Source organism: Flavobacterium sp. (assembly GCF_031537875.1).
GTDB lineage: Bacteria > Bacteroidota > Bacteroidia > Flavobacteriales > Flavobacteriaceae > Flavobacterium.
In genome coordinates this window covers 103745-126410 of sequence record NZ_JAVKNB010000011.1, presented here as the reverse complement: position 1 = coordinate 126410, position 22666 = coordinate 103745, and the positions used below count along the sequence as shown (strand labels likewise).

25 protein-coding genes, 1 tRNA gene and 1 riboswitch are annotated in these 22666 nt (G+C 35.1%); of the genes, 17 read left to right on the top strand and 9 right to left on the bottom strand.

The genetic code is table 11. The features are described from left to right. Positions 1-34: 34 nt before the first annotated feature. From mutY to gldD, 3 genes are read left to right on the top strand one after another with little or no spacing between them, the layout of a single operon-like run. Entirely contained in the window at positions 35-1096 is a 1062-nt protein-coding gene (gene mutY / locus RMR09_RS07840) for an A/G-specific adenine glycosylase (protein WP_310595244.1), read from the top strand. Positions 1097-1114: 18 nt separating this feature from the next. Beyond that, complete coding sequence (locus RMR09_RS07835) at positions 1115-1528, top strand: single-stranded DNA-binding protein (RefSeq protein WP_310595243.1); 414 nt, start codon at positions 1115-1117, stop codon at positions 1526-1528. Between the two features lie 23 nt (positions 1529-1551). After that, positions 1552-2115 carry a gliding motility lipoprotein GldD gene (gene gldD / locus RMR09_RS07830; RefSeq protein WP_310595242.1) on the top strand — a complete coding sequence of 188 codons (564 nt, stop codon included), beginning with the start codon at positions 1552-1554 and terminating at the stop codon, positions 2113-2115. 49 nt (positions 2116-2164) lie between these two features. Here gldD and RMR09_RS07825 read toward each other — a convergent pair whose 3' ends face one another. After that, positions 2165-2542, bottom strand: a complete 378-nt coding sequence (locus RMR09_RS07825) for a heavy metal-associated domain-containing protein (RefSeq protein ID WP_310595241.1) — start codon at positions 2540-2542, stop codon at positions 2165-2167. Positions 2543-2638: 96 nt separating this feature from the next. Here RMR09_RS07825 and RMR09_RS07820 point away from each other — a divergent pair, with 96 nt between their 5' ends. Beyond that, complete coding sequence (locus tag RMR09_RS07820; protein ID WP_310595240.1) at positions 2639-3505, top strand: DMT family transporter; 867 nt, start codon at positions 2639-2641, stop codon at positions 3503-3505. 47 nt (positions 3506-3552) lie between these two features. On the opposite strand, the gene RMR09_RS07815 is transcribed toward RMR09_RS07820, so the two are convergent. Continuing rightward, positions 3553-5601, bottom strand: coding sequence for a pitrilysin family protein (locus RMR09_RS07815; RefSeq protein WP_310595239.1), 2049 nt, complete (start codon positions 5599-5601; stop codon positions 3553-3555). Positions 5602-5609: 8 nt separating this feature from the next. Next, complete coding sequence (locus RMR09_RS07810; RefSeq protein ID WP_310595238.1) at positions 5610-6935, bottom strand: pitrilysin family protein; 1326 nt, start codon at positions 6933-6935, stop codon at positions 5610-5612. A gap of 252 nt (positions 6936-7187) precedes the next feature. Between RMR09_RS07810 and rplU the strand changes: the two genes are divergently transcribed. Next, complete coding sequence (gene rplU, locus RMR09_RS07805) at positions 7188-7631, top strand: 50S ribosomal protein L21 (protein WP_310595237.1); 444 nt, start codon at positions 7188-7190, stop codon at positions 7629-7631. A 25-nt stretch (positions 7632-7656) separates the two neighbouring features. Next, a complete protein-coding gene (gene rpmA / locus RMR09_RS07800; protein ID WP_025539465.1) occupies positions 7657-7917 on the top strand; it encodes a 50S ribosomal protein L27 in 261 nt (86 codons plus the stop codon). A gap of 75 nt (positions 7918-7992) precedes the next feature. On the opposite strand, the gene RMR09_RS07795 is transcribed toward rpmA, so the two are convergent. Together RMR09_RS07795 and ahcY are read right to left on the bottom strand one after the other, a co-directional pair. Beyond that, positions 7993-8481 carry a DUF1761 domain-containing protein gene (locus RMR09_RS07795; RefSeq protein WP_310595236.1) on the bottom strand — a complete coding sequence of 163 codons (489 nt, stop codon included), beginning with the start codon at positions 8479-8481 and terminating at the stop codon, positions 7993-7995. Between the two features lie 117 nt (positions 8482-8598). Then, complete coding sequence (gene ahcY / locus RMR09_RS07790; RefSeq protein WP_310595235.1) at positions 8599-9915, bottom strand: adenosylhomocysteinase; 1317 nt, start codon at positions 9913-9915, stop codon at positions 8599-8601. Between the two features lie 233 nt (positions 9916-10148). Between ahcY and RMR09_RS07785 the strand changes: the two genes are divergently transcribed. The 5 genes from RMR09_RS07785 to RMR09_RS07765 all read left to right on the top strand — a co-directional run bounded on the left by RMR09_RS07785 (position 10149) and on the right by RMR09_RS07765 (position 14958). Beyond that, positions 10149-10835, top strand: a complete 687-nt coding sequence (locus RMR09_RS07785) for a 4'-phosphopantetheinyl transferase superfamily protein (protein ID WP_310595234.1) — start codon at positions 10149-10151, stop codon at positions 10833-10835. After that, on the top strand, positions 10829-11458 hold the full coding sequence (pnuC, locus tag RMR09_RS07780; protein WP_310595233.1) for a nicotinamide riboside transporter PnuC: 630 nt from the start codon (positions 10829-10831) through the stop codon (positions 11456-11458). Before RMR09_RS07785 ends, pnuC begins: the two co-directional genes overlap by 7 nt. Beyond that, positions 11413-12042: an ATP-binding protein gene (locus tag RMR09_RS07775; RefSeq protein ID WP_310595232.1), complete on the top strand. Its 630-nt coding sequence runs from the start codon at positions 11413-11415 to the stop codon at positions 12040-12042. The genes pnuC and RMR09_RS07775 overlap by 46 nt, the downstream gene beginning before the upstream one ends. A 70-nt stretch (positions 12043-12112) precedes the next feature. After that, complete coding sequence (gene arfB / locus RMR09_RS07770; RefSeq protein WP_310595231.1) at positions 12113-12517, top strand: alternative ribosome rescue aminoacyl-tRNA hydrolase ArfB; 405 nt, start codon at positions 12113-12115, stop codon at positions 12515-12517. A 121-nt stretch (positions 12518-12638) separates the two neighbouring features. After that, positions 12639-12734: riboswitch (TPP riboswitch) on the top strand. Between the two features lie 88 nt (positions 12735-12822). Then, entirely contained in the window at positions 12823-14958 is a 2136-nt protein-coding gene (locus tag RMR09_RS07765; protein WP_310595230.1) for a TonB-dependent receptor domain-containing protein, read from the top strand. A 52-nt stretch (positions 14959-15010) separates the two neighbouring features. Here RMR09_RS07765 and RMR09_RS07760 read toward each other — a convergent pair whose 3' ends face one another. After that, complete coding sequence (locus tag RMR09_RS07760; RefSeq protein WP_310595229.1) at positions 15011-15424, bottom strand: hypothetical protein; 414 nt, start codon at positions 15422-15424, stop codon at positions 15011-15013. Positions 15425-15591: 167 nt separating this feature from the next. Here RMR09_RS07760 and greA point away from each other — a divergent pair, with 167 nt between their 5' ends. Further along, positions 15592-16068, top strand: coding sequence for a transcription elongation factor GreA (gene greA / locus RMR09_RS07755; RefSeq protein WP_310595228.1), 477 nt, complete (start codon positions 15592-15594; stop codon positions 16066-16068). Positions 16069-16078: 10 nt separating this feature from the next. Beyond that, positions 16079-16468 carry an HIT family protein gene (locus RMR09_RS07750; protein ID WP_310595227.1) on the top strand — a complete coding sequence of 130 codons (390 nt, stop codon included), beginning with the start codon at positions 16079-16081 and terminating at the stop codon, positions 16466-16468. Between the two features lie 20 nt (positions 16469-16488). Here the strand turns inward: RMR09_RS07750 and RMR09_RS07745 are convergent, their stop codons facing one another. Continuing rightward, positions 16489-17643, bottom strand: a complete 1155-nt coding sequence (locus tag RMR09_RS07745) for a HAMP domain-containing sensor histidine kinase (protein ID WP_310595226.1) — start codon at positions 17641-17643, stop codon at positions 16489-16491. 161 nt (positions 17644-17804) lie between these two features. Here RMR09_RS07745 and RMR09_RS07740 point away from each other — a divergent pair, with 161 nt between their 5' ends. Continuing rightward, positions 17805-18188, top strand: a complete 384-nt coding sequence (locus RMR09_RS07740; RefSeq protein ID WP_310595225.1) for a DUF3127 domain-containing protein — start codon at positions 17805-17807, stop codon at positions 18186-18188. An 83-nt stretch (positions 18189-18271) separates the two neighbouring features. Continuing rightward, positions 18272-19618: a deoxyguanosinetriphosphate triphosphohydrolase gene (locus tag RMR09_RS07735; protein ID WP_310595224.1), complete on the top strand. Its 1347-nt coding sequence runs from the start codon at positions 18272-18274 to the stop codon at positions 19616-19618. A 43-nt stretch (positions 19619-19661) separates the two neighbouring features. On the opposite strand, the gene tyrS is transcribed toward RMR09_RS07735, so the two are convergent. Beyond that, the gene (gene tyrS, locus RMR09_RS07730) at positions 19662-20957 is read right to left on the bottom strand and encodes a tyrosine--tRNA ligase (protein ID WP_310595223.1); all 1296 of its coding nucleotides are present in this window, start codon (positions 20955-20957) and stop codon (positions 19662-19664) included. 128 nt (positions 20958-21085) lie between these two features. On the opposite strand from tyrS, the gene RMR09_RS07725 reads away from it, so the two are divergent. Together RMR09_RS07725 and RMR09_RS07720 are read left to right on the top strand one after the other, a co-directional pair. Beyond that, positions 21086-22081 (top strand): NAD-dependent epimerase/dehydratase family protein, encoded by a 996-nt coding sequence (locus tag RMR09_RS07725; RefSeq protein WP_310595222.1) that lies wholly within the window; start codon positions 21086-21088, stop codon positions 22079-22081. A gap of 9 nt (positions 22082-22090) precedes the next feature. After that, complete coding sequence (locus RMR09_RS07720) at positions 22091-22510, top strand: SRPBCC domain-containing protein (RefSeq protein ID WP_310595221.1); 420 nt, start codon at positions 22091-22093, stop codon at positions 22508-22510. 64 nt (positions 22511-22574) lie between these two features. Here the strand turns inward: RMR09_RS07720 and RMR09_RS07715 are convergent. Beyond that, positions 22575-22645, bottom strand: a tRNA-Gln gene (locus tag RMR09_RS07715). Positions 22646-22666: the final 21 nt, after the last annotated feature.

Genomic DNA, 22666 nt, shown 5'->3' with positions numbered 1-22666 from the left:
ATAAACTTTTACTTTTGCAAACAAATATTGAACAATGGATTTTTCTAAGTTATTGATAGATTGGTATTTACAAAATAAACGCGATTTACCTTGGCGAAATACCACTAATCCATACCCCATTTGGCTGTCCGAAATTATGCTCCAACAAACGCGAGTAGCACAAGGAATGCCTTATTTTTTTTCGTTCACAACTGCATTTCCAACCGTTTTTGATTTAGCAAATGCCCATGAAGAACAAGTATTAAAATTATGGCAAGGGCTTGGTTACTATTCACGCGCCAGAAACTTACATCAAACCGCACAATATATAGCGAATGAACTTGGAGGTGTTTTCCCAACTAATTATAAGGATTTATTAAAACTAAAAGGAATTGGCGAATATACTGCTGCCGCAATTGCTTCTTTTGCTTACAATGAAGTCGTTCCTGTTGTTGATGGCAATGTGTTTCGAGTGCTTTCGCGCTATTTTGATATTGAAACTGATATCGCATCGGCTTCCGCCAAAAAGGAGTTCAGTGCAATGGCTCTCGAATTAATCCCAAAAGACAATCCTGCGCTATTCAATCAGGCTATAATGGAATTTGGTGCTTTGCAATGTGTTCCAAAAAGTCCAAACTGCGAAGCTTGTATTTTTAACGAAAGCTGTGCTGCTTTGCAAAAGAAAAAAGTAGACCAACTTCCTGTAAAATTAAAAAAGCTAAAGGTCAGAAATCGATTCTTTAATTACCTCATCTTTTCTGACGAAGCTGAAAACACCATTATTCAAAAAAGAACCGATAAAGGAATTTGGCACAATTTATATGAATTCCCCTTGATTGAATCTGAAAAGGAGGAAGATTTCAAAACCATTTCAAAGCAAATTCAAAACGATTTTCAGCACTTAAATATACTTACTATCGGAGAAGAAAACTCGAAAAGTATCATTCATAAATTATCACACCAACATTTACATATCAAATTTTGGAATGTAAAAGTAGGTGGAACTCTTTCAAACGGAATTAATAAAACCGATTTAAAAACCTATCCTTTCCCAATTGTGCTTCATAATTTTATTGAAGCGAATGAAAATGTTACTACTAAAAAGCCCTATCTTTGATTCAAATACCACTGTATTATGAACGGAACAGTAAATAAAGTGATTCTTATTGGTTATCTTGGTGACGAGGTAAAGTTGCATTATTTTGAAGGAGGCAATTGCATTGGCCGATTCCAACTAGCAACACACGAAGTGTACATCAATAAAACAACTAATGAAAAAATCACTTCTACCGAATGGCATAATTTAGTGGTGCGCAATAAAGCCGCTGAACTCTGTGAAAAATACCTTTCTAAAGGAGATAAAATTTATGTAGAAGGTCGTATTAAATCGCGTCAATGGCAAGCCGAAGATGGAACAACCAAACACACATCAGAAATTCAAGTAGTCGAATTTACTTTTTTAAACACTAAAAAAGATTCTGAAAATAATAAGACAACCCCACCAGAACCACAAAATACTACTTTACCTATTAACGATTTGCCTTTTTAATCGATGCTATTTTTAAGAATACTATGCCAAAAAAAACAATCCTTTTTGTAGTCCTTTTTCTTGTTGCATTGACTGTATTGAGTTGTAAAAAAGAAGTGTTACCAAAACCTTCTAGCCATTTACGCTTGGACTATCCTGAAGCTAATTATGCGCAATTTGAGAGCCAATGTCCATTTACTTTTGAAATGAATGCCGATGCTATTATTAAAGGAGAAAAAGAGTGTGGTTTTACCATAAGCTATCCTAAAATGAAAGCAACTATCTATTTGACCTATAAACCAGTCAATGGAGATATCAACAAATTATTGCGCGACGCTCAAAAATTAACCTATGAACACGTTATTAAAGCTGATGATATTTTAGAACAGCCTTACCTAAACCCTCAAAAAAAAGTCTTCGGAATGTTCTATCAAGTAGATGGCAACGCAGCAACTAATGCTCAGTTTTACGCGACCGATAGCACTAAACATTTTGTTACTGGTTCGATTTATTTTTATGCCAAACCTAATTTTGATTCTATTATGCCCGCAGCGAGTTATATTAAAAATGATATGCAACGATTACTAGAAACCTTGAAATGGAAATAACAAAAAAAGCATCCCAAAAGGATGCTTTTAATTTTATACGGCAACTAGTTTATGATTTTGGCAACACCACTTTATAGGTTTTCCCATCAGCAGTAGCTTCAACCACTTTAGTTAAACTTTCTTGACTTTGGATAGTTTTGTCAAATACTACTGTTGCTTTTTTAGAATCAAAATCTACCGTTGCTTTTTGAACACCGTCTAAAGCACCTAATTCTTCTTCAATTGTTTTTGCACAACCGATAGCACAAGTCATTCCTTCAATTTCAAAACTAGCAGTTTGTACATTTTCAGTAGCTATTACTACTTCTTTTTTAGGTGCTGCTACTTCTTTTTCAGTAATTTCTTCCTTTGTTTCAGCGCCTTTTTTGCATGATACCGTTAAAAGACTAACGAACGCGAATGCCAATATTGTTTTTGTGATTTTCATGTGTTTGAATTTTATTTCTTTGATAATGACAAAATTAATCAAAAAAAGACGGACAATTTCACAAATTTAATAGAATTTTGACCCAAACTATTTTTCATGGAATCAAAACAGCTCAAGTGGATTTACCTTGGTACTCTTTCTTTAATTTGGGGAAGTTCGTTTATTTTAATTAAAAAAGGACTAATCGGATTAAGCGCGATACAATTAGGTTCCTTACGACTTATTTTTTCTGCAGTTTTCTTAGTATTGATTGGATATAAAAGCTTGTTTAAACTAACTAAGTCGCAATGGAAATACGTTGCCCTAACCGCTGTATTTGGTACGTTTATACCCGCCTATCTTTTTGCTTTAGCTGAAACTGAAATTGATAGTTCGACAACTGCTGTTTTAAACTCATTAACACCATTAAATACCTTAATATTAGGCATAATTGCCTTTGGAGTTCCCTTTAAAAAAAATCAATTTATCGGAATTTGTATCGGTTTTATAGGAAGTATTCTTTTAGTTTTTAACGGCGCTTCAAATCATCCTGAGCAAAACTATTATTATGCCCTTTTGGTGGTATTGGCATCTATTTGTTATGCAACTAATGTAAATTTGATTAAAAAATATTTACCCACTGTTGCTCCGCTTAGTATTACTACGGGTAACTTTTTAGTCTTATTAGCACCCGCAGTTTTACTATTGTATTTTTCTGGATTTTTTGACATAATTTCTGCTCCAGAAGTACAAATTTCCATGGGTTATATTGCTATACTTGGAATAGTGGGTACCGGAATAGCCAATATTCTGTTTTTTAAATTAATTCAAATATCCTCTCCTGTTTTTGCAACATCGGTAACCTACTTAATTCCAATAGTTGCTTTCTTTTGGGGATTATTGGATCACGAAATTTTAACTCCTATCCAATTCATGGGTGCGTTTATCATTTTAATTGGGGTCTATCTTTCGTCTAAAAAATAAAAAAGGCCGTCTTTTCAGACAGCCTTTCTATTCAATTTGAATGCTATTTATTGGAAATCCGCATCCGTTACTCCTTCGTTAATTTTTACGTCAGTCATTTTAATATTCAATTCAAAACCTACATTTTGAACCAAGTTAAATGGAACTTTCAATCCTTTTACCTCGCGATAATCCAAATACGAATTAGTTTTATTCATCGTTTTACCCCCTTGCTCAATGGTAATTACATCAGCGATTTTTAAACCTGATTTAACATCATAATACAAGGTTGTTTTTCCGTTTTTCAAAGCATAGGCTTCCGTCCCATTAATTGTCTCAATTCCTGTCAAGCTCACTTCTGGGTTTTTCAAAAGATTTAGTTCTTCAAAAGGAGCTGCAGCCGCTTTCAAATCTTCTAAATCTTTTCCTGTAAGCTCTACTTTCTGACCTTGTTGAATAACAAAACCCCCTTTTTCATTAACCACTTGCTTCATCAAACTCATTCCACCCATGGCAAGTTCTACCACTAATTTCCCTTTGGCGTCAATTTTAGAATTGAACCTTAATGGAGCTGGCGCTTGCGGAATAGTCGTTGAACCAACCATTGCGATTGTTTTTACTGCCAAAGCTACCTTTTCACCACCAATGGCTTTGATGTAATTATCTAAAACTGTTTTAGCAGTCATTCCTTTAGGCACTTCTTTTTTGAAAACAGGTTTTTCTACAGCATTCCCATATTTGTCAAAAAACAAAATTGGGATTTTCAATTTTTCTAATGCTGGAACTACATCAGCTCCTTTTCCTACAATCAAGATACGACTATTGTCTGCCAAGAAATATTTATTGGCAACACGCAACACATCGTCAGCAGTTACTGCATTGATGTTTTTAATGTAATTTTCATAGAAATCAGCTGGCAAATTTTGTGTTTGGATTCGCAAAGCATAACCCGCCACCGTTTGTGGTTTTTCAATTTGCATCACAAATCGGCCAATATAACCCGCTTTTACGCTAGCTAACATATCATCAGATACTCTTTCAGTTCTGATTTTTTTATATTCTTTAAAAATTTCAACCACGGTACTATCCGTTACTGCATTTCGTACTTGAGTAGATGCTTCAAATTTAGTGATACGTTTGTCTCCACGAATACTTGATCTTGCACCATACGTCCAACCGTGTGCTTCTCTCAAATTCATGTTCAGGTAACTATTAAAATCGCCTCCTAAAATTTGGTTGGCTACCAAAGCTGGAAAATAATCAGGATCAGTCATTTTAAGATTGACCAAATTGACCACTGCCACTTCTGACTGTACCGCATTTGGCATATCTACAAAATTGATTTGTGAAAAAGAAACATCTTTTGGTTCTGCATAAGCTTGAACTGGAGCCGAAGCTTTTTTCCAAGAACCAAATAATTTTTCTACTGCTTTCTTTGTTTCTGCAAACTTAACATCTCCTACAATAATCAAATAGGCATTTTCTGGAACAAAATACGAATTGTAATTCGCTTGAACATCGGCTAAATTCACATTTTTTAAAGTCGCCTCAGTAACATATTCACCATTAGGATGGTCTTTCCCAAAAGTCAAGAAATCATTTACTCTACTTGCAACCTCTGGAACACTTTTCTCACTCGCTTTTAAGCCTTCAATCATTTTGGCTTTTTCCTTGTCAAATTCAGCTTGGGTAAAGTTAGGATTCAACGCACCATCAGCTAACAACTCTAAGACACGGCCAGAATATTTAGACAAGGTGCTTCCTGAAGCACCATTGGAACTAAAACTAATATTGGCTCCCATAAAATCAATTTCTTCATTGAAAGCGGTTTTAGAGATTTTTTTTGTCCCGTTACCAATAAGACTACTGGTCAAGTCAGAAACTCCTTTTTTAGCACCTTCGGCATAAGGGGCGTTATCTAAAGTTAATGTAAAAGAAACTCTAGGTAATTTATGATTTTCAACCACCATTACTTTCAACCCATTCTTTAATTGGAATGACTCGGGTTTCCCTATTTTAATAGTTGGGGCTGCTCCTGATTTGGGTTGAGGGATGATTTGTCCTTGCATTATCGCTGATATAAATAAGCTTGATAAAATAATAATTGATTTTTTCATGATGTATCTTAGTTTTGGGATTTATCTTTTACTGGAACATAGTCCAAAACCAGTCTCTGGCTTGGATTCAAATATTTCTTGGCAATATCCCTAATTTCCTCACGAGTGATGGAATGATACATTTCAATTTCGGTATTGATTAAATTTACGTCACCATACAACAAATGGTAGGTAGCTAAATTATTGGCAATTCCTTCAATGGTCGAATTACTATTTACATATTGATTGTCAAATTGGTTTTGTAATTTTTGTAAATCTTTCTCCGAAATTAACTCCGTTTGTAATTTAACGATTTCTTCATCGATTTCAGCCAATAAATTAGCCGCCGTAAATGGAGATTGAGGCAAACCATACAATATATAGGTGCCATAATCTTCTTGACTATAATTGAACGCACCTATTTGAAGTGCCATTTTCTTATCGTCAACTATTTTCTTGTACATACGAGAACTTTTTCCGTCACTCAAAATAGACGAAATCATATCCAACACACGAGCATCGCGTGTTTTCATAGATGGCGTTCTATATGCTGTTACTAACATTGGAAGCTGAATGTTGGGATCTTCAAAAGTAGCTTTGATTGTTTCGGTAATCGGAGCTTCTTCAAAAGTGGTTCTTTTAATTGGAGTTGATTTTGCAATTACTCCAAAATATTTTTGAATCCATTCTTTCGCTTGTTCGGGTTTAAAGTCCCCCGCAACAACCAAAACAGCATTGTTTGGAATATAGAATTTCTTATTGAAGGCTTGGAATTCTTCTAGCTTAGCCGCATCCAAATGATCCATTGAACCAATAGTAGTCCAACGATACGGATGGTTTTTAAACATATTTTTCTTCACTTGCGGAATCAATTGACCATACGGGCTGTTATCATAACGCAAACGCTTCTCTTCTTTTACTACTTCGTTTTGAGTATTCACTCCAATTTGGTTGATCACTGGATGCAACATACGCTCTGCTTCCATCCATAATCCCAATTCTAAATTATTAGAAGGAAAAACTTCATAATAATAAGTTCTGTCTTCAGTAGTATTAGCGTTATTCACGCCTCCATTACCTGTTACAATTTTAAACCACTCTCCACGTTTTATGTTTTGAGTCCCTTCAAACAATAAATGTTCAAAAAAGTGAGCAAAACCAGTACGATCTGGTTGTTCGTCTTTGGCACCCACATGGTACATTACCGAAGTTACCACCGTTGGGGCTGACGGATCGTTGTGCAAAATCACATGCAATCCATTGTCTAAGTCATACTCTTCAAAAGCGACTTTCTGAGCAGAAGCGACTCCTCCCAGCATCAATGCAGCACTTAACATCATGATAGATTTTTTCATAAAGATTAATAATTATAGGTTAGATTTAGGTTGTAACAATCCTAAGGAATTCTAATTAGATAGTTACTTAGTATTATTGTTACATCAAAAATACTTTTTTTTAATTGGTATTGCGAATCAATTCCAACTTTGATAAAAAATTAACACTTGTTTTCTTAAAAAACGACCCGAAAAACTTTTTTATCATAGGGATTGCAGGATAAATTATTAATTGTATATTTGCAACCTTAAAATTAATAAAAACAATTTCGTATGTATGCAATCGTAGAGATAGCAGGGCAACAATTCAAAGTAAGCAAAGACTTAAAGGTTTATGTTCACCGTTTGGCTAACGAAGAAGGTTCAAAAGTTTCTTTTGACAAAGTTCTTTTATTAGACGACAAAGGTAATGTAACTTTAGGCGCCCCAGCTATAGAAGGTGCTTCTGTAGAAGCTAAAGTGTTACAACACTTAAAAGGAGACAAAGTTATCATTTTCAAAAAGAAAAGAAGAAAAGGATACAAAAAGAGAAACGGTCATAGACAATATCTTACTCAAATTGTAATTGAAGGTATTACAGTAGGTGGAGCTAAAAAAGCTGCAGCACCTAAGAAAGAAAAAGTAGCCGTTGAAGCGCCAGCAACTGAAGAAGCTAAACCAGCTCCAAAAGCTAAAAAGGCAGCTCCAAAAGCTAAAAAAGAAGATACTAAAGAATAATTAACAATATTAAAACCAATACGTCATGGCTCACAAGAAAGGTGTCGGTAGTTCGAAGAATGGTAGAGAATCAGAATCAAAACGTTTAGGCGTTAAGATTTTTGGTGGTCAAGCTGCTATTGCTGGAAACATCATCGTAAGACAAAGAGGTTCTAAACACAATCCAGGTGAAAACGTTTACATTAGTAAAGATCATACTTTACATGCAAAAGTTGATGGAGTTGTTAAGTTCCAAAAGAAAAGAGATAACAAATCATACGTTTCTATTCTTCCATTCGAAGCATAATCTGTAGATTTACTATATCATTAAAAAAACCTGTTTCTCACGAAACAGGTTTTTTTGTTTTATATCATTGTTGATTTAAATCCAAGCACAAACAATAGCACCAATAATCATTAATGAAATTACCCAATATCCAGCATGAATAAAGATATACTTCCACGATTTTCTTTCAAACAACCCATTAATAGCAATCATTGGAAAAGCAAACAATACCGCTGTAAATAGTCCATGAAAAGCACCATGTTTAGCCGTTCTAAAAGCAGCACCATAATCTGACATAAAAGCCGCAAAAGAAGGCTTGGCTTCTGCTACTTTAGCCGCTCCACCTATCATACTCAAAGCGCCCATTTGATGAATTGCCAACATCTGCATTATGAAAGAAATAAAAATAGAGAAGATAAAGGTCAATCCGAAGATTTTAAGCATATTTCCTTTTGCCAATTCTTCTTGCGTCAACCCTGTTTCTTTCATCCAAGCTGTTCCAAAAACCTTGGGATGATACCACACAAAACCTACTAACAAAGTAGTAAAAGCCGCCACAACAGGCGAAATAAAATTCATTTCCATAGCATTATATTTAGTTGTTAATACTAACAAATATAAAAATAATACGCATTAAAAAACCCTTACATCACTGTAAGGGTTTGAAAAAATCGCAAATCGTATTGCTACAATCGTAAATCTTTAGTATCTGTAATATTCTGGTTTGAATGGTCCTTGAACTTCAACACCAATATAAGCTGCTTGCTCCGGACGTAATGTCTCTAATTCAACACCTAATTTAGCCAAGTGTAAAGCAGCCACTTTTTCATCTAAATGTTTTGGTAACATGTACACTTCATTGTTGTAAGCCGCACTGTTTTTCCATAATTCAATTTGAGCCAAAGTTTGGTTGGTAAATGAGTTACTCATTACAAAACTTGGGTGACCTGTAGCACAACCTAAGTTTACTAAACGACCTTCAGCCAAGATGATAATATCTTTTCCGTTTACGTTGTAGATATCTACTTGAGGTTTCACTTCGTTTTTAGTATGACCAAAGTTTTTGTTCAACCAAGCCATATCAATTTCGTTATCAAAGTGTCCGATGTTACAAACAATCGTTTTGTCTTTCATTTTCTCAAAGTGAGAACCTAAAACAATATCTTTATTTCCTGTAGTAGTGATAATAATATCAGCCGTTGCAATAACAGTATCTAATTTTTTTACTTCAAATCCGTCCATTGCTGCTTGTAAAGCACATATTGGATCAATTTCAGTTACAGTAACAATAGATCCAGCACCTCTAAAAGAAGCAGCAGTTCCTTTTCCTACATCTCCGTATCCACAAACAATAACTCTTTTTCCAGCCAACATAATATCAGTTGCTCTTCTTACTGCATCCACAGCCGATTCTTTACATCCGTATTTGTTGTCAAATTTAGATTTAGTAACCGAGTCATTTACGTTAATAGCTGGCATTGGTAATGTTCCTGCTTTTACTCTTTCGTATAATCTATGTACTCCTGTAGTTGTTTCTTCAGATAATCCTTTGATACCTTCAACCAAATGAGGGTAACGATCAATCACCATATTAGTCAAATCTCCACCATCATCCAAAATCATGTTCAATGGTTTTCTATCTTCACCAAAGAACAAAGTTTGCTCAATACACCAGTCAAAATCTACTTCATTCAAACCTTTCCAAGCATATACTTGAATTCCAGCAGCAGCAATAGCAGCAGCAGCCTGATCTTGAGTAGAGAAAATATTACATGAAGACCAAGTTACCTCAGCTCCCAAAGCAATTAAAGTTTCAATCAAGACTGCAGTTTGGATAGTCATGTGTAAACATCCTGCAATACGAGCGCCTTTCAAAGGTTGTTCGTCTTTGTATTCTGCTCTAAGCGCCATTAATCCTGGCATTTCAGCTTCTGCTAATTCAATTTCTTTTCTTCCCCAAGCCGCTAGAGAAATGTCTTTTACTTTGAAAGCCACATAAGGCATCGTTGCTGTACTCATTTATAGTATATTTGTGATTGTAAAATTTTTTGCAAAATTACATAATAACTTATGATTTTAAAAACATTACCCTACTTTTATGAATTGTTTAGGGGCCTAATCTTTTAAAAATCAATAAAATAATTGAATTTGTTTTCTTTTAAGGAGCTATTCCCGCCATTCGTTTTATCTTTGCTGCCAAACCCTGGCAACAAAGGATGTCACTACTGTCGGGGCTAAAACCAGAATTCGCTATGCCGTTATACAAAATCATAGACCATAATCCCACTACCCGAATTCTGATTTGGAATATCACCGAATCCTTCGAACAATTGAACCAAGAAGTCCAGTTGAACGAAAAAAATCAACTGCGACTTAACGGAATGAAATCGGAGAAGCACCAATGCGCCTTTCTAAGCGTACGTAAATTATTGGCATTGGCAGACTACTCCGATTTTGACTTGTATTACGATGAATTTGGCAAACCGCATTTACATTCCGAAAATTGTCACTCTGAGTTTACCGAAGTGTCCATCACCCATTCTCACCACTTTTCAGCTATCATTTTGAGTAATGAACCCGTTGGTATTGACATTGAAATGCAACGTGATAAAATCATAAAAATCGCCCATAAATTTGTCAATGATGGAGAATTGAACCGGCTTCAAAAAATAAACCACACCGATTACATTAAAAAATTAACCATAAAATGGGGTGTCAAAGAAGCCATATTTAAAATTAGAAACGAAAAAGGAATCAGTTTCAAAGACCATATCAATGTACTGCCTTTTGAATTGAATGAGCATCAAGCCTTAGCCAACTTACATTTTAACGGACTACACCGTCAATACACTATTTATTTTTCAGAATTGGACACTAATTTCACACTAGTGTATACTATGGAACCGCAATCTCAAAACCCAAAACAACAATCATGTTAGAATTCTTTTTTGCCCAATATAATGGATACGAAACCTACGACATTGTTCTTGAAATAATTGCTGTTATTTTAGGAATTGCAAGTGTTTGGTATGCTAAAAAAGATGATATCTTAGTTTTTCCAACTGGAATAATCAGCACATTAATCTATGTTTATCTGCTATGGAAATGGACCTTGTGGGGAGACATGATGATCAACGGCTACTATTTCATTATGAGTATTTATGGCTGGTACCATTGGACTCGAAAAAAAGGCGATACCATAGAATTCCCTATTTCAGTAATTTCCATTAATGAAAAACGTATTTCCTTATTTATCTTTATCTTTACCGTCGCATTTGTAGTCGCTGTGTACCACTATTTTAACAAATTCAACACTTGGTATGCCTACATAGACACATTTGTAACCGGAATTTTCTTTATTGGAATGTGGCTAATGGCTAAACGAAAAATTGAAAATTGGGTATTTTGGATTATTGGAGATGTGATTTCTATTCCGTTGTATTTTGCAAAAGGATTGACTTTTACCAGTTTTCAATATGTAGTATTTACAATTGTTGCCGTTTACGGCTATTTAGAATGGAAGAAAACCTTAAACAGCTCCCAACAGGCGCTAGAAAAATAATAAAGATTGCCTTATTTGGTCCCGAGAGTACTGGGAAAACTACTTTGGCAAAACAATTGGCAGAATATTACAAAACCGATTGGGTACCCGAATTTGCACGCGATTATCTTCAAGAAAAATGGGATAAACACCAAGCCATTTGCGATGTAAATGATATGCTCCCTATTGCGTACGGACAAACACAATTGGAAAATGAAAAAACAAAAACTGCCAATCAATATCTTTTTTGCGATACGAATTTAATGGTAACCAAAGTGTTTTCTGAAGTGTATTACAACTATTGTGACCCTTTATTAGACCAAGCGGCGCGCGAACACGAATACGATTTGTTTTTCTTAACCAATATTGATGTTCCTTGGGAAAAAGACGATTTACGTGACAAACCCGAAGGACGAGAAACTGTTTTTAGCGTTTTCAAACAATCTCTAATTGACAACAATAAACCCTTCATCACCCTTTCAGGCGATGCAAGCTTACGCTTAAAAAAAGCCGTTTCCATTATTGATGATTTAACTTTAGCATTACAAAAAGGGCAATCATCATTAGAATTTGTTCAGATGTATCTTAAAAATACAAGTAAATAATTCTTATTTTTAATTAAGAAACATTAAGCATAAAATCCTTAGTGCTTTGCGCCTTCGTGGCAGAAAAAAAATGAACAGAGAACAGCTTTTTACCGAACTCCATTTCAAGGCCGTACGCAGTAGCGGAGCCGGTGGTCAAAACGTGAATAAAGTTTCCTCTAAAGTCGTTTTAACCTTTGACATTCCAAAATCACAAGGGCTTTCTGAAGAAGAAAAAATAACACTTATTACCAATCTCAATTCGCGTTTAACTTCGGAAAATAGTTTAATTTTAAACTGTGACGAAGACAGAAGCCAACTCAAGAATAAAGAAATTGTCACCAAACGCTTTTTTGAAATCCTAAAAAAAGGGCTTTTGGTACCCAAAGAAAGAAAAGCAACCAAAATTCCTAAAGCAGCTATTCGAAAAAGAATAAAAGACAAAAAGAACCTGGGCGAAATCAAAAAATCTCGCAGAAAACCTGATTTAGATTAGTATTTTTTTGCCACAAACCTGCTTGCCGCAGGCAGGGACGCAAGGATGCAAGGTTTGATTTTGTATTTGAAATTGATTTTTGAAATTACCATTGCTATTGAAATTGATTTTTCTATCTTTGCACAGTCTCACGGGGTGCTCTAAATAACGAGCTGAGATTATACCCAATGAACCTGAGCGGGTAATGCCGCTAAGGGAAAACAGACCAACAATTAATGTGCACGTTAATCTTGAGGTCTAGAGTAACCATTTTAATTTTTTAACCAAGAATAATTTACCCCTGTTATTCGTAATTTTTTTTACGAATGAAATTTTTATTATTCAAAACGAGCCGAAAACAACTATTTGTTAACTCATTTCTGTTGTTCTCTTTAACAACATTTGCTCAAGAAAAACAAAAAGACACCACGCAAGTCAATCAACTCGACGAAGTGTTAGTCTCGGCGATTCGAGTAACTTCCAAAACTCCGGTTAGTTTTAGCAACCTATCCAAAAAAGAAATTCAAACTCGAAATTTAGGGCAAGACATTCCTATTTTGATAAATTATTTACCTTCGGTAGTAACCACTTCAGACGCTGGAAATGGTGTGGGTTATACTGGGATTCGTGTTCGTGGAAGCGATGCTACTCGCGTCAACGTAACCATCAACGGAATTCCGTACAACGATTCAGAAAGCCATGGAACCTATTGGGTCAATATGCCTGATTTTGCTTCTTCACTTCAAAGTGTGCAATTGCAACGCGGTGTAGGTACCTCAACAAATGGAGCGGGTGCTTTTGGAGCCAGCTTAAACATGTTAACCGATTCGTATTCAGAAAAGGCTTCTGGCGAAATATCCAATTCATTTGGAAGTTTCAATACCCACAAACACACCGTGAAATTTAGCACAGGTCTACTTAATGATCATTTTGAAATTGCAGGACGTGTTTCTACACTCAAGTCAGATGGGTATATAGACCGTGCAAGTTCTGATTTGAAATCCTACTTTTTGCAAGGGACGTATGTAGGCAAAACCACTTTAATCAAAGTCTTAGCTTTTGGAGGAAAGGAAAAAACCTACCAGTCTTGGAATGGTATTGATGGCGAAACTTTGTTAAGCAACAGAACCTTCAATTCGGCGGGGGTTTTTACGGATGAATTGGGGCAAACTCGTTATTACAACAATGAAACCGACAATTACCAACAAGATCACTACCAATTGCATTGGAACGAAAAAATTTCAAGTAATTGGAATACCAATTTAGCATTCCATTATACCAAAGGGAAAGGATATTATGAAAACTACAAGGAAGAGGCTGATTTCTCAAGTTATGGCTTAACTCCCATTGTAATCAACGGAACAACAATCAGTACTACTGATTTAATTCGCCAAAAATGGTTGGATAATAATTTCTACGGTACTACCTTCTCTGCAAATTACCAATCAAAACAATTAGAAGTAATCTTTGGCGGCAGCTATAACAAATACGAAGGCGATCATTTTGGTAAAGTGATTTGGGCAAGATATGCATCACAATCAGAACTGGGCGATCATTACTACGATGATTATGCTTCTAAAACAGATGGCACTACTTTTGCAAAAATCAATTATCAAGTAGCCGAAAACCTAAGCCTTTTTGGCGATTTACAAGTTCGAAATGTACATTACAAAGCCAATTCGTATGAAACGGGATTAGTGAATGACAACTTTACTTTTTTCAATCCAAAAGCAGGTGTAAACTATACCATCAATGATAAAAACAACCTCTATTTTTCGTATGCAAGAGCCAATAGAGAACCTAATCGTACCGATTATGAAGGAGGAAGTGTAAAACCTGAAAAACTGAATGATTTTGAATTGGGTTGGAGGTATTTGTCTGAAAAAATTCAATTCAATTCAAACCTATATTACATGGCTTACAAAGACCAATTGATTCTTACCGGAACCTTAGATGATGTAGGAAGTCCTATTCGTTCTAACAGTGAAAAAAGCTATCGATTAGGATTAGAAGTTGATGCTACTTTTGTAGTATCAAAACAAATCAGTGTTCATCCTAATTTTACACTAAGTCGTAATAAAAATCTAGATTTAGCGGTAAGTGGACATAATTACGGAACTAAAGACATTTCGTATTCACCATCTGTAATAGCTGGAAATAGTTTGATTTACAAGCCTACCGAAAGTCTTCAAATTGTTTGGTTACAAAAATACGTAGGTCAACAATACATGAACAATATTGAATCAGCTGAATCTACATTAGCCGATTACTTTATCAACGATCTGAATATTTCTTATGAAATCAAACCAAAATCAATTTTCAAATCCATTGTAATCAAAGGATTAGTCAATAATATTTTAGATAAAAAATACAGTTCAAATGGCTATATGTGGGACATCTATCCGTATTATTACCCACAAGCAGGGACTAACTTCCTAGCGGGATTGACATTGAAATTTTAGATTACTTTTTTATTATAAATTCGAAAAATCCTGGCAGCGATGTCAGGATTTTTTAATTATAAATATGAAGTACATTACCGTTTACTTCTACTCGGTATTGTTTCATTGGGTATTGCAAACTGCCTTGTCCTGTAAACAAACTATACGTTTTGCCATCACAAGAACAAACTGCCTCAATTCCGTTAATCGTCATAGCGGCACAGGAACTTACACTTTGATTTGGGCAAGCTGCATCAAAAGCATTGTAACCGCTTCCTGTATTGAAAATAATAAGACCCTTTACTCCTTTCCCTGCATAATAAACCGCATTGCTTGGATACTGAAGATTGGAATACAAAGGCAAGTTCATATTGATGTCTACTGTAAAAGTATAATTAGGAATAAAAGGATTCGTATTTACAGGTCCGTTAGTAGAGCAAGAAATGAGCATCAAAAAAAGAACAGACAACAATACAGACTTTTTCATTATTTAAGAATTAGCGCTAAGAATTAGTGAAACAAATTTAATTTATTTACATTTGATATAGATTGTGATAAAGAATATATTTACAGTCTAAATAAATTTATACTATCTTTGTGGAAAGAAATCCCGTCCTGATGGGATTTTTTCTATTTTATATAAACGATGAAGTTATGAGCACAGTATCTTATTACACCGCAGAAGGATTAAAAAAATTACGAGAAGAATTAGATTACTTAAAAAATGTGATGCGTCCAAAAGCATCTCAAGATATTGCCGATGCAAGAGATAAAGGTGATTTATCTGAAAATGCTGAATACGATGCCGCTAAAGAAGCGCAAGGTATGTTAGAAATGCGTATTGCTAAATTAGAAGAAATTCATTCTAACGCCCGTTTGATTGACGAAAGTCATTTAGATACTTCCAAAGTATTGGTTTTGTCTAAAGTAAAAATCAAAAACCAAACTAATGGTATGGAAATGGTATATACTTTGGTAGCTGAAAGTGAAGCGGATTTAAAAACAGGTAAAATCTCTGTAACTTCACCTATTGGTAAAGGATTATTAGGAAAATCTGTAGGAGAAGTAGCCGAAATTACGGTACCTAATGGAGTATTAAAATTTGATATCTTAGAAATTACAAGAGACTAATTCAAGCCCAATGAGTTCTATTTTTACCAAAATCGTAAACGGAGAAATTCCTTGTTACAAAATTGCAGAAGATGCTAATTTCTTAGCCTTTTTGGATGTTAATCCCAATGCAAAAGGACATACGCTATGTATTCCAAAACAAGAAATTGACCAACTTTTTGAAATAGAGGATGAATTGTATTTGGATTTAATGCAATTTTCTAAAAAAATAGCTACTGCATTACAAAAAACAGTCCCTTGCAAACGTATCGGGATGGCGGCAATTGGTTTAGAAGTACCTCACGCTCACATTCACTTAATTCCATTGAATGAAATGGACGAAATGCGATTCCAAAATAAAGTCACAATGACTAAAGATGAATTTGAGGCTTTAGCCAAAGAAATTCAAAGTAATTTATAACAAACAAAAAGCGAATCAGTTTAAACCGATTCGCTTTTTTTATAACTCAATTGTATCGTACTTCCTTTTCCTATTTCCGACTGAACGACTTTAATAAGTCCTTTATGGTACTCTTCCACGATTCGTTTAGTTAGAGAAAGTCCTAAACCCCAACCTCTTTTTTTGGTAGTAAAACCAGGTTCAAATATCATTTTGAATTGTTTTTTAGGAATCCCACTTCCTGTATCCGAAACCTTTATTTTGACCCAATCCCCTTCTTGCTCAATAACCAAATCTAAATTACCTTTCCCTTTCATGGCATCGATGGCATTTTTTACCAAATTCTCAATGGTCCAACTGTGCAAAGTAGCGTTAAACAAAACAAAAACAGGAATTTTGGGCGCTTGAAAAGAGAACACGACTTGCTTGGAGAATCGTGACTGTAAATAATCAAATGTTTCTTGGGTTGCTGCAATAATATCCTGCATTTCTAATTTGGGCTCCGACCCAATTTTAGAAAAACGATCCGTAATGGTTTGCAAGCGGTCAATGTCTTTTTCAATTTCTAACGTGGTGGATTCAGCAACATTTTCAGCCTTCAATAATTCGATCCAACCAATCAGAGAGGAAAGAGGAGTTCCTATTTGATGTGCCGTTTCTTTAGCCATCCCTGCCCAAAGTTTGTTTTGAGTCGCCATTTTTGTACTTCGGTAAAAGTTATACACCAAAGCAGCAAACAAAACAATAATTAACAATAAGGCAACCGGATAGTATTTTAATTTATTCAACAAAGCCGAATTACCATAATACAATTCCTGAAACTTTCCGGGTGCATATTCAATTACAATGGGTTCATTTTCGTTTTTAAGTTCGGCTAAAAAACGAGCCGATTCTGATTTACTTTTGATGATTTTATCCTCAATATTCACCGCATTAATAATCTTATTATTCTCGGTCAAAATAATTGGAATCGACGAGTTTGTACTGAAAATTTGCAGAGGCAATTCCACGTCGGTATTTTCATCGGCATTGATTAATGTTTTTTGAGCCTTCGCCCAAAGATTCATTTTTAAACGTTCTTCATTTTTGAAAATTTGAAAAAAAGTATAGGTATTCCAAAGTATTAATGAAATAATCAAGAAAGAGACCAATATGATAAACCAGCGCGTGGCATTTCTTCTGTCTGAGAAAAACATACATCAAATTTAGATTATAAATGTAACGAAATAATTTGAAAAAGATTTTAGGCCTTCGCCAAAGAAAAATTAATCCTATCAAAAAAGACCTCTTGCCTAGAAAAGAAGAAGTTAGTATATTTGTAAATCTAAAGAAGAAATAAACTTAAAAAATAATACAGATGGAAGTTACAGGAAGAGTAAAAATGATTGACCAAACTAAAGAAGTAGGTTCTGGTGGTTTCAAAAAAAGAGATATTGTTGTTACTACTGACGAACAATACCCACAACATATTTTGGTTCAATTTGTTCAAGACAAATGTGACTTATTAAACAGCTACCAAGTAGGTGATCAAGTTAAAATTGACATCAACCTAAGAGGTCGTGAGTGGACCAACCAACAAGGTGAAACAGTTTATTTCAATACTATTCAAGGTTGGAGAATTGGTAAAGTTCAAGCAGAAGCTCCTGCCGCTGCATCACAAACTCCTCCAATGCCAACAGCAGAAACTTTTGCTCCAGCAACTAATTTAAATGAAGAAGAGCCAGACGATTTACCGTTTTAATCTTTCTGAATATTCATAAAAACCCGACTCTTAAGCGTCGGGTTTTTTTATTTACATTTGTAATTCACAAATACTACCAAGCGATGAACTGGGAACAACTTTTATCATTAAAAAGACAAGGCGACAAAGGCAAAAGATTGCGTGTAGAACAAGACGACACCCGTTTGGGATTTGAAGTAGATTACGATCGTATTATCTTTTCGGCGGCTTTTAGAAGTTTACAAGACAAAACCCAAGTCATCCCACTTTCTAAAACCGACTTTGTTCACACCCGATTGACACACAGCTTAGAAGTATCTGTGGTAGGTCGTTCTTTAGGCCGATTGGTAGGAAAAAAAATACTAGAGAAATACCCGCATTTAAAAGAAGTTCACGGTTATCACATGAATGATTTTGGCGCTATTGTTGCCGCTGCATCCTTGGCTCATGACATTGGAAATCCGCCTTTTGGGCATTCGGGAGAAAAAGCTATTGGCGAATATTTTTCTATAGGAAAAGGACAGCAATACAAAGACCAGCTCAGCCCTAAACAATGGCAAGATTTAATTGATTTTGAAGGCAATGCCAACGGATTTTCGGTTTTGACAGCTGATCGTCCTGGGATTGAAGGGGGATTACGAATTTCATTTGCAACCCTAGGTGCTTTTATGAAATACCCTAAAGAGAGTTTGCCTAAAAAACCTACTAAGAATATTTCAGATAAAAAATATGGTTTCTTCCAAAGTGATAAAAACTTCTTTGAAGAAGTCGCTGCAGACATGGGTTTGATTCCAAATAAATCAGGAAAAGATATTGGATTTGAAAGACATCCACTAGCCTATTTGGTTGAAGCAGCCGATGATATTTGTTACACCATTATTGATTTTGAAGACGGAATCAATTTGGGTTTAGTTCAAGAAGAATTTGCCTTAGAATACCTCATTAAACTAGTGAAAGATTCTATCGACAGGGCTAAATACAGCACTTTAAATACTAAAGAAGACCGAATCAGCTACCTGAGAGCGTTAGCCATTGGCAGTTTAATTAACGATGCTGTTCGGGTTTTTATTGAAAACGAAGAAGCTATTTTGGCTGGTAAATTCCCTTATGCATTAACCGACAAAAGCAAGTACAAAGCGCAAATGGACGACATCATTAAATTGAGCGTTAAAAATATTTACCAAAGTCGAGAAGTCATCGAAAAAGAAATTGTGGGCTACCAAATTATCCAAACCTTATTGGACAAATTCATTTCGGCATTCAATAACAAATTCAATGGAAATGCTTCGAATTACGACCAATTAATTCTGAAAATGTTGCCTGAAAAACACGATTTAGAAAAAGAAAATCTATACGACCGACTGTTACATATTTGTCATTATGTTTCGATGTTAACGGACGGAAATGCATTGGAATTATTTGAAACGATAAACGGAACAAAAAAATCCTAATTAGATAACTAATTAGGATTTTTGTTTTTATTGAAACTGAAAATTACTTCACTCTTACAATAAAATAATTTTTCTTTCCACTTTGCAAAAGCACAAATTGATTATTGATTAAATCGTTGGTTGAAAGTTGGTATTCCTCTGTTATTTTTTCTTTGTTTACCGAAATTGAATTCGCTGTTAAAGCTCTTCTCGCCTCACCGTTAGATTTAAAGAAACCTGTTTTTTCATTCAAAACCGTTACAATATCCAATCCTGTTTCAATTTCATTTTTAGCAATTTCAGCTTGAGGAACTCCATCAAAAACTTCTAAGAAAGTCGCTTCATCTAATTGCTTCAAATCCTCAGCCGAAGCATTCCCAAAAAGAATGTTCGAAGCCTTAATCGCTTTCTCTAATTCTTCTTTAGAGTGAACCAAAGTAGTTACTTCTTCCGCTAATTTTCTTTGCAAAACTCTTAAATGTGGTGCTACTTGATGTTCAACAATTAAAGCGTCAATCGTTGTTTTATCTAAAAAAGTAAAAATCTTAATGTATTTTTCTGCATCTACATCGGTAGTGTTCAACCAAAATTGGTAAAATTTATATACCGATGTTTTATCAGCCGTTAACCACACATTCCCACCTTCAGATTTTCCAAATTTAGACCCGTCAGCTTTTGTAATCAAAGGACAAGTCATGGCGTAGGCTTTGGCGCCTTCGGCATTCATTCTTCGAACTAATTCAGTTCCCGTAGTTATATTTCCCCATTGATCAGAACCTCCCATTTGCAACAAACAGTTGTATTCTTTATGCAAATGATAAAAATCGTATCCTTGAATTAATTGGTACGTGAACTCCGTAAACGACATTCCTTCGCCTTCGCCAGACAATCGTTTCTTTACCGAATCTTTCGCCATCATATAGTTAACTGTGATTCGTTTACCCACATCACGAGCAAAATTGATAAATGACAAATCTTTCATCCAATCGTAGTTGTTCACTAAAACGGGTGCGTTGACATCTTTAGAATTAAAATCTAAGAAACGAGAAAGTACCGCCTTAATTCCTTCTACATTATGAGCTAAAGTCGCTTCGTCTAGCAAATTTCTCTCATCTGATTTTCCTGATGGATCTCCAATCATTCCCGTTGCGCCACCTACCAAGGCAATCGGTTTATGTCCAAAATTTTTCAAATGAACTAGCAACAAAATTGGCACCAAACTCCCAATGTGCAACGAGTCAGAAGTGGGGTCAAATCCAATATAGGTCGTTGTCATTTCCTTTAAAAGTTGTTCTTCGGTTCCCGGCATGATGTCATGAACCAAGCCACGCCATTGTAATTCTTCTACTAAATTTTTCATTTTGATAATCAATTTGCGCAAAGATAGCCATTTCAACAGCAATTGCAAAAATCAATTTCAATAGCAAAAATCAAAATTCAAATCCGTTTAATCCTTGTAATCTGTGGCAAAAAAATTATCTTTACCACATGATTTTAGTTACAGGAGGAACTGGTTTAGTAGGCGCGCATCTCTTACTCCATTTAGTAGAGAATGGCAAAAGTGTGCGAGCAATTTATCGTACAGCAACTTCTATTGAAAAAACTAAAAATTTATTTTCAATCTACCATAAATCTAACTTATTTGAAAAAATTGAATGGCTAGAAGCCGATATTCTTGACATTCCCTCTTTAGAAATAGCCTTCCAAAACGTGGATTACGTTTACCATTGTGCCGCGCTAATTTCTTTTGATCCAAAAGACGAGGATGCCATTCGTAAAACGAATATTGAAGGCACAGCCAACATTGTTAATTTTTGCTTGGCCTACAACATCAAGAAAATGCTATTTGTAAGTTCGATTGCCGCATTGGGAGATCCAAATGCAGCCGAAACTATAATTTCTGAAACAACTGAATGGAATCCCGAAAAACCACATAGTGACTATGCTATTTCAAAATATGGTGCCGAAATGGAAGTTTGGCGAGGTCAACAAGAAGGCTTAGACGTACTCATTGTCAATCCCGGAATTATAATAGGCCCTGGATTTCAAGAGCAAGGAAGTGGCGCTTTATTTTCGGCTGTTGCCAAAGGAATGCCTTTTTACACCTTAGGTACTACAGGGTTTGTTGCGGTTAGCGACGTGGTAGAAATGAGTGTAAAATTAATGGCAAGTGACATCAAAAACGAACGATTTACCTTGATTGAAAATAATTATTCGTTTCAAGAAATACTAAATTGTATTGCTGACAGCCTACAGGTCAAAAGACCTCAATGGCATGCTACACCTATTGTAATGAAAGTATTTTGGAGAATAGATTGGTTCTTGAATACCTTTCTATTTCAAAAAAGAAAAGTATCTCGTGCTAGTGCCAAAGCTTCGTATTCAAAAAGCAACTATGACAACACTAAAATAAAAACCGCATTGAATATTGACTTTAAATCGGTGAAAGAATATTGCAATCAAATACTAAATCCACACTCTTAAAATAAATTTATGTCATTAATAACCGTACAAACGACTATAACAGCATCCGTGGCAACTGTTTGGGAATGTTGGACAAAACCAGAACATGTCACGAAATGGAATTTTGCTAGTCCTGATTGGCATTGCCCAAAAGCAACATCTGTATTAGAAGTAAATGGAGAATTTCATCATATTATGGCTGCCAAAGACGGGTCATTCGAATTCGATTTTTGGGGAAAATTCACTCAAATTGAAATAGAAAAACAAATCCAAATCGAATTAGGTGATTCCCGTAAAGTAACCGTTCTTTTTGAAACTAAATCGGACCAAACCACATTGGTTACGGAACATTTTGAACCAGAAAATCAAAATTATTCATTAGACCTTCAAAAAGCAGGATGGCAAGCCATATTGGATAACTTCAAACAATATGTTGAAACTATAGTATAATATTTATTTCAAGAATAGGATTACTGCATAAAAAAAGCCTCTCAAAAAATTGAGAGGCTTTATGTTGGTCTACAAGGACTCGAACCTTGAAAGACTGCACCAAAAACAGTTGTGTTACCATTACACCATAGACCAGCAGTGCTGTTAAGCGAGTGC

Bases quoted from the DNA above. Each gene is read 5' to 3' on its own strand.
- greA (WP_310595228.1), top strand. From the start codon at position 15,592: ATGAGCACAGTATCTTATTACACCGCAGAAGGATTAAAAAAATTACGA.
- tyrS (WP_310595223.1), bottom strand. From the start codon at position 20,957: ATGAAAAATTTAGTAGAAGAATTACAATGGCGTGGCTTGGTTCATGAC.
- RMR09_RS07725 (WP_310595222.1), top strand. From the start codon at position 21,086: ATGATTTTAGTTACAGGAGGAACTGGTTTAGTAGGCGCGCATCTCTTA.
- RMR09_RS07720 (WP_310595221.1), top strand. From the start codon at position 22,091: ATGTCATTAATAACCGTACAAACGACTATAACAGCATCCGTGGCAACT.
- RMR09_RS07795 (WP_310595236.1), bottom strand. From the start codon at position 8,481: ATGGAAATGAATTTTATTTCGCCTGTTGTGGCGGCTTTTACTACTTTG.
- RMR09_RS07810 (WP_310595238.1), bottom strand. From the start codon at position 6,935: ATGAAAAAATCTATCATGATGTTAAGTGCTGCATTGATGCTGGGAGGA.
- RMR09_RS07835 (WP_310595243.1), top strand. From the start codon at position 1,115: ATGAACGGAACAGTAAATAAAGTGATTCTTATTGGTTATCTTGGTGAC.
- pnuC (WP_310595233.1), top strand. From the start codon at position 10,829: ATGTTAGAATTCTTTTTTGCCCAATATAATGGATACGAAACCTACGAC.
- RMR09_RS07745 (WP_310595226.1), bottom strand. From the start codon at position 17,643: ATGTTTTTCTCAGACAGAAGAAATGCCACGCGCTGGTTTATCATATTG.
- mutY (WP_310595244.1), top strand. From the start codon at position 35: ATGGATTTTTCTAAGTTATTGATAGATTGGTATTTACAAAATAAACGC.
- RMR09_RS07815 (WP_310595239.1), bottom strand. From the start codon at position 5,601: ATGAAAAAATCAATTATTATTTTATCAAGCTTATTTATATCAGCGATA.
- RMR09_RS07735 (WP_310595224.1), top strand. From the start codon at position 18,272: ATGAACTGGGAACAACTTTTATCATTAAAAAGACAAGGCGACAAAGGC.
- ahcY (WP_310595235.1), bottom strand. From the start codon at position 9,915: ATGAGTACAGCAACGATGCCTTATGTGGCTTTCAAAGTAAAAGACATT.
- RMR09_RS07820 (WP_310595240.1), top strand. From the start codon at position 2,639: ATGGAATCAAAACAGCTCAAGTGGATTTACCTTGGTACTCTTTCTTTA.
- RMR09_RS07765 (WP_310595230.1), top strand. From the start codon at position 12,823: ATGAAATTTTTATTATTCAAAACGAGCCGAAAACAACTATTTGTTAAC.
- rplU (WP_310595237.1), top strand. From the start codon at position 7,188: ATGTATGCAATCGTAGAGATAGCAGGGCAACAATTCAAAGTAAGCAAA.
- RMR09_RS07775 (WP_310595232.1), top strand. From the start codon at position 11,413: ATGGAAGAAAACCTTAAACAGCTCCCAACAGGCGCTAGAAAAATAATA.
- gldD (WP_310595242.1), top strand. From the start codon at position 1,552: ATGCCAAAAAAAACAATCCTTTTTGTAGTCCTTTTTCTTGTTGCATTG.
- RMR09_RS07760 (WP_310595229.1), bottom strand. From the start codon at position 15,424: ATGAAAAAGTCTGTATTGTTGTCTGTTCTTTTTTTGATGCTCATTTCT.
- RMR09_RS07740 (WP_310595225.1), top strand. From the start codon at position 17,805: ATGGAAGTTACAGGAAGAGTAAAAATGATTGACCAAACTAAAGAAGTA.
- RMR09_RS07750 (WP_310595227.1), top strand. From the start codon at position 16,079: ATGAGTTCTATTTTTACCAAAATCGTAAACGGAGAAATTCCTTGTTAC.
- rpmA (WP_025539465.1), top strand. From the start codon at position 7,657: ATGGCTCACAAGAAAGGTGTCGGTAGTTCGAAGAATGGTAGAGAATCA.
- RMR09_RS07785 (WP_310595234.1), top strand. From the start codon at position 10,149: ATGCCGTTATACAAAATCATAGACCATAATCCCACTACCCGAATTCTG.
- arfB (WP_310595231.1), top strand. From the start codon at position 12,113: ATGAACAGAGAACAGCTTTTTACCGAACTCCATTTCAAGGCCGTACGC.
- RMR09_RS07825 (WP_310595241.1), bottom strand. From the start codon at position 2,542: ATGAAAATCACAAAAACAATATTGGCATTCGCGTTCGTTAGTCTTTTA.